Origin of the sequence: Micromonospora lutea (assembly GCF_016863535.1) — a bacterium.
Lineage (GTDB): Bacteria > Actinomycetota > Actinomycetes > Mycobacteriales > Micromonosporaceae > Micromonospora > Micromonospora lutea.
In genome coordinates, this window is record NZ_BOPB01000048.1 from 1 (window position 1) to 4,189 (window position 4,189).

General features: G+C 68.8%; 3 protein-coding genes. All 3 read right to left on the reverse strand.

All coding sequences use genetic code 11. The annotated features are described in order from the left end of the window. Positions 1 to 519: 519 nt before the first annotated feature. From Vlu01_RS27240 to Vlu01_RS27250, 3 genes are read right to left on the reverse strand one after another with little or no spacing between them, the layout of a single operon-like run. Positions 520 to 1,119: a GNAT family N-acetyltransferase gene (locus Vlu01_RS27240; protein ID WP_204004982.1), complete on the reverse strand. Its 600-nt coding sequence runs from the start codon at positions 1,117 to 1,119 to the stop codon at positions 520 to 522. 31 nt (positions 1,120 to 1,150) lie between these two features. After that, positions 1,151 to 3,832, reverse strand: a complete 2,682-nt coding sequence (locus Vlu01_RS27245) for an aminotransferase class III-fold pyridoxal phosphate-dependent enzyme (RefSeq protein WP_204004984.1) — start codon at positions 3,830 to 3,832, stop codon at positions 1,151 to 1,153. Then, on the reverse strand, positions 3,829 to 4,089 hold the full coding sequence (locus Vlu01_RS27250; RefSeq protein WP_204004986.1) for an acyl carrier protein: 261 nt from the start codon (positions 4,087 to 4,089) through the stop codon (positions 3,829 to 3,831). Before Vlu01_RS27250 ends, Vlu01_RS27245 begins: the two co-directional genes overlap by 4 nt. Positions 4,090 to 4,189 lie beyond the last annotated feature (100 nt).

Below are 4,189 nucleotides of genomic sequence, written 5' to 3' on the forward strand. Positions count from 1 at the left end.
GCTCGCACCTGCACGCCGAACGCGCATTCGGGTGACTGCAATCACGTCCTTCGGCATCCTCGCCGAATGGGCACCACCAAAACGCGAGCACCCACAGGGCGCCCGTCTTCAATGACGCCGCCTTCCACCTCGAAACCGCGCTGATCTCGTGGCATCGCGCGGAGTCTGCCCTCATCTCAGAACTGGCGGAACACTACTGCACGCTATCACTTGATCGACGTACTGCAATCCGTTAATTCTGCACACCTCCTGGTGTGCTTCGCACGCGTCACACGAAGAGGATGTTTCGTCCGTAATTTCAGCAACCCGCCCAGGGAAACTTCAATCATCAGATCGAGCCATGCGTTGTCGGATAAGGGACTGCCCGGATCTGTCGGCTCCTCCACCGCTTCCGCCAATCGCTTTCGGACACACGTGAAGACTGTGGACCGCCGGGAAGGGGTCTTTTCCCGGCGGTCCACAGGTTTGACATCACCCAGCCGGCTGGCGTTCGGTGAGTCGCTACCCCGACACGTCGTCCTACTGTGCGTCCCGCCACATGAAACTGGTGTTGATGCCGAGAATCGCCTCCTGGGAGACCACGCGGAAGCCGAACCTCTCGTAGAGCACGACGTTGCGGTCAACGTCCGCCTGGAGGAAGGCCGGCACCTTCTGCCGATCAACGTCGGCGAGAAAGGCCGCGAGCAGCGCCGACCCGATCCCGTACCCCTGTTGTCCGGGGTGAACGGCGATCGGCCCGATGTGCCAGTGGGGCTTGCGGGGTTCATGCTTGGCTCGCCCGCCCACCACCTTCAGGGCACGAGGCAGTCCCAGGCCCATCGTGCGGACCTGCGACGGGATCGACTTGATCTTCTCGCCGACCGTCATCTGGCAGTGCGGCCACTCCGCGGCCTTGAGCACGCCGGCGAGTTCGCCCTCCCGCTCGGCGACGAGCACGTGGCTGGCACTGTTGCCGAGTTTGAGGGTGAGAGCCGCGTGCTCCATGATCCGGGCGGCCTTGTCCTGGTTACCGCCGGCGATGGCCAGGTTGCTCGGATTGAGGGCGAACGCAAGACCGACTATCCGGCTTGCCTCGGCCAGCTCGGCCGGCGTTATCCGCCGTACCGTCACATCGCTCATATACGAACCTCCGGGTCAGGTAGGTGGGGTGCTAACTCGCTACCCACGGCATCGTCGAAACGTCAGCCGCGGTGATGCGGGTGGGGTGGAAGCCGTGTCGACGGGCCAGTTCGAGAGCGGACACCACGCCGGCGACGGACAGGCCACCGTAGGACGGACTCGCCGCGTCCGGCTCGAGACCCAGCAGGATGGACTCGGCCAGACACGAGTAGACGATGCCCGGCGGCAGAGTGATGCCCGGAAAGTGCGGCGTCTGCCCATTGGGGAGCCGGACACGACCACCGGACACGAGGGTGACGTTCGGCAGATCCGCCACCGCCGGGTGCGTGTCACCCGGCACCGCGAGGTCGCAGACGAGGACGTCCCGATCGGCCGCCAGGTGGGTGGGCAGGATGACCGGGTCGGCCGAGTTCGTCGCGCTGACCACGATCGGGCAGTCCCGCAGCGCCTCGAGGTCCTCGGCGACCGAGACGTCGACCAGGTGGGCCACCCGCTTCGCGACCGTGGCGAGTCTGCGCCCGGAGCCGGGCCGGCCGACGAGGACCAGCGACTCGCAGTGCGGGGCGACCAGATCGGCCATCACCGCACCGATGTTGCCGATGCCGCCGACCAGGCCGACCCGACGCGCACCGGAACCGCTGCTGCTCAGGTGGCGCTGGAGCAGATCGTAGGCGCAGGCTGCGGTGAGTGAGTTGCCGGAGGTGATCCGTACCTCGTGCTCGATCACGTCCCGCCCCGCGCCGGTGACGATCGAGGTGTAGCCGCCCAGACCGACGACGTCGCCGCCGAGGGAGACGCCCAGTTCCACCGCGTCCAGCACGGTCCGGGACAACCAGGGCCGTTGCCCGGCGCGCAACGCGTCGACCGCCTGGGCGGCGGTGAACGGCACCGCCACCACGCTGACATCGGCCGCGCGTCCGGTGTCCGAGGTCACCCGGTGCCGGACAACCTCGAACGGCTCCAGCTCGCCACGCATCCGGTCCAGGGCCGCCGCACACCGGCTGTCCGACCACTCCGCCAGCTCCGGGGCCAGGGAGCGCACTGTGGACGCATTGTCGAGATTGGCGAGGAACACCACGTGCGCGACGTCCCCGTCGCGGCGGACCCGCCGGGGGCGGGAGGGCGCCGGCACATGCTGACGCGGACGCCAGGCACCGGTCGGCGGTACGGCCAGGTGCGACAGCAACGTCGCGTAGTCGCCCTTGGCGAGCAGACCGGCCACGTCGTCGAACGCCGCGACGGCCCGCTCGATGTCCTCGGGTTCGAGCAGAGCGGATGGTTGCACGCGTACGGTCGTCGGCGCGGACAGGGTGGGCATGACCCGGACCCGGTGCGAGTGCAGCAACCGACCTGCGATCAGGAAGCCGAGCGACTCGGCGTCGAACACGGCGCGCAACAGGGCCGACTCCGGCTGCGGCAGGCGGAACTCCACGCCGAGGAGCAGCCCTCGGCCACGCACCTCGACGATCGCTTCCGGCCATCGCGCCGCCATCTTGGTGAGTTGGTCACGCAGATCCGCGCCGACCGCGGCGATCCGGTCGCGGTGACTCTCGTAAAGGTCCAACGCGGCCGTGGCGATCAACGCGGAGAAGTCGTCCTCGGCGAAGGTGGACGTGTGGTGGCGGCCGAAGTCGGCGACGTAGCGACCGGCGGCGACCATCATCGCCGAGATTTTGGCCAGTCCGCCACCAAGCGACTTCGACAACAGGTAGTAATCGGCGACCACGCCCGACGGTTCCGACGCCAGGAACGTACCGGTGCGGCCCATACCGCACTGGATCTCGTCGAACACGAGCACCGTGTCGTGCCTGTCAGCCAGCTTCCGCAGGGCGGTCAGGGTCTCGGCCGGGACCTCGCGCACCCCGGCCTCACCCTGGATGGGCTCGGCGAAACAGGCGGCGACCGGCGACAGGTTGCGGGCCGTGGAGTGCGGCACTCCGTCGGCGTCCACGGTGACCGTGCAGATCTCGACGAGCCGGTCGTCGAGCGCTCCCACGACCGCCTCGGGCGCCCAGTTGGTCAACCGCACCCGCCGGGGTCCGGGCACATGCAGGTCTTCGGGCACGTTGGAACCGTGCGTCAAGGTACCCGCGGCGGTCGTCTTGCCGTGGAAGGCGTCGCGCAGCGAGACCAGAACGGGCTCGGCGCGCAGTACCTCGGTGAGCTTCTCGACCGCCGCCGTGACCACCTCGCCGCAGGGGCGCCCGGCGGCGGGCCCGCTCACGCACGGAGTGTCGGCGAGGCCGTCGCGGCGCAGCCGGCGCAGGGTGCGGTCGAGTTCCTCGCGCAGCGCGCCGAGCCGCCTGCGCCGCTCGACCACGGCATGCTTCACCGCGGCCTCCACCGCCTCCGCACCGGTGGATCCCAGGGTCACCACGTAGTCCACACCGGTGGTGGCCCGCACGAGCGCCGACAACTTCGCGGCCAGCATGGCCGCCCCCGGGCGGATGCTGGCCTGTGCGTTGAAGGGAAGCTGCTCGTCGAGGCAGCGTCGGGCCACCGCGACCAGCGCCGGATGGTTGTGCCCGAACAGGGACGAGCCGGCACCGCCGACCAGGTCGAGCACCTGGTCGGCGGTGTCGGCGCCCTCCACCGGCTCCGGCGTGAGGTGGTCGCCGTGCCCACGGCGGTACGCCACGTCCAGGTTGAGGGCCTGGAAGAGGCGGCCCAGTTCAGGCCGGGCGTAGCGACCGAAGTCGAGATCGGTGCTCATGGCGTGCCGATCCCGTTTCCGACCCGCACGGTCATCGAGGCGGTCACCTGGTCGACGACGTCACGCAACGTCCGCATCGACGCCGCCTGTCCATCGGACATCTGCACGTCGAACAGCGACTCCATCTCCACGATCAGATCGATCGACCGCACCGAGTCCAGGCCGTAGTCCGCCAGGGGCGTGTCCGGATCCAACTCCGGCACCTGCAACCGGCGACGGAACAACTCGTCAACCACATCCAGAACATCGCGATCCATTGCGCTCCCCCTCCTCACGCAACGCGCCGTCCCACCCAGCGCCTTGGCAGCCGTCTCCTCGGCCGTGTGCAACCCGTTCCGGTTTTTCCGACCGTCGCCC

Coding starts and splice junctions, on each gene's coding strand:
- Vlu01_RS27240 (WP_204004982.1), bottom strand. CDS start 1,119: ATGAGCGATGTGACGGTACGGCGGATAACGCCGGCCGAGCTGGCCGAG.
- Vlu01_RS27245 (WP_204004984.1), bottom strand. CDS start 3,832: ATGAGCACCGATCTCGACTTCGGTCGCTACGCCCGGCCTGAACTGGGC.
- Vlu01_RS27250 (WP_204004986.1), bottom strand. CDS start 4,089: ATGGATCGCGATGTTCTGGATGTGGTTGACGAGTTGTTCCGTCGCCGG.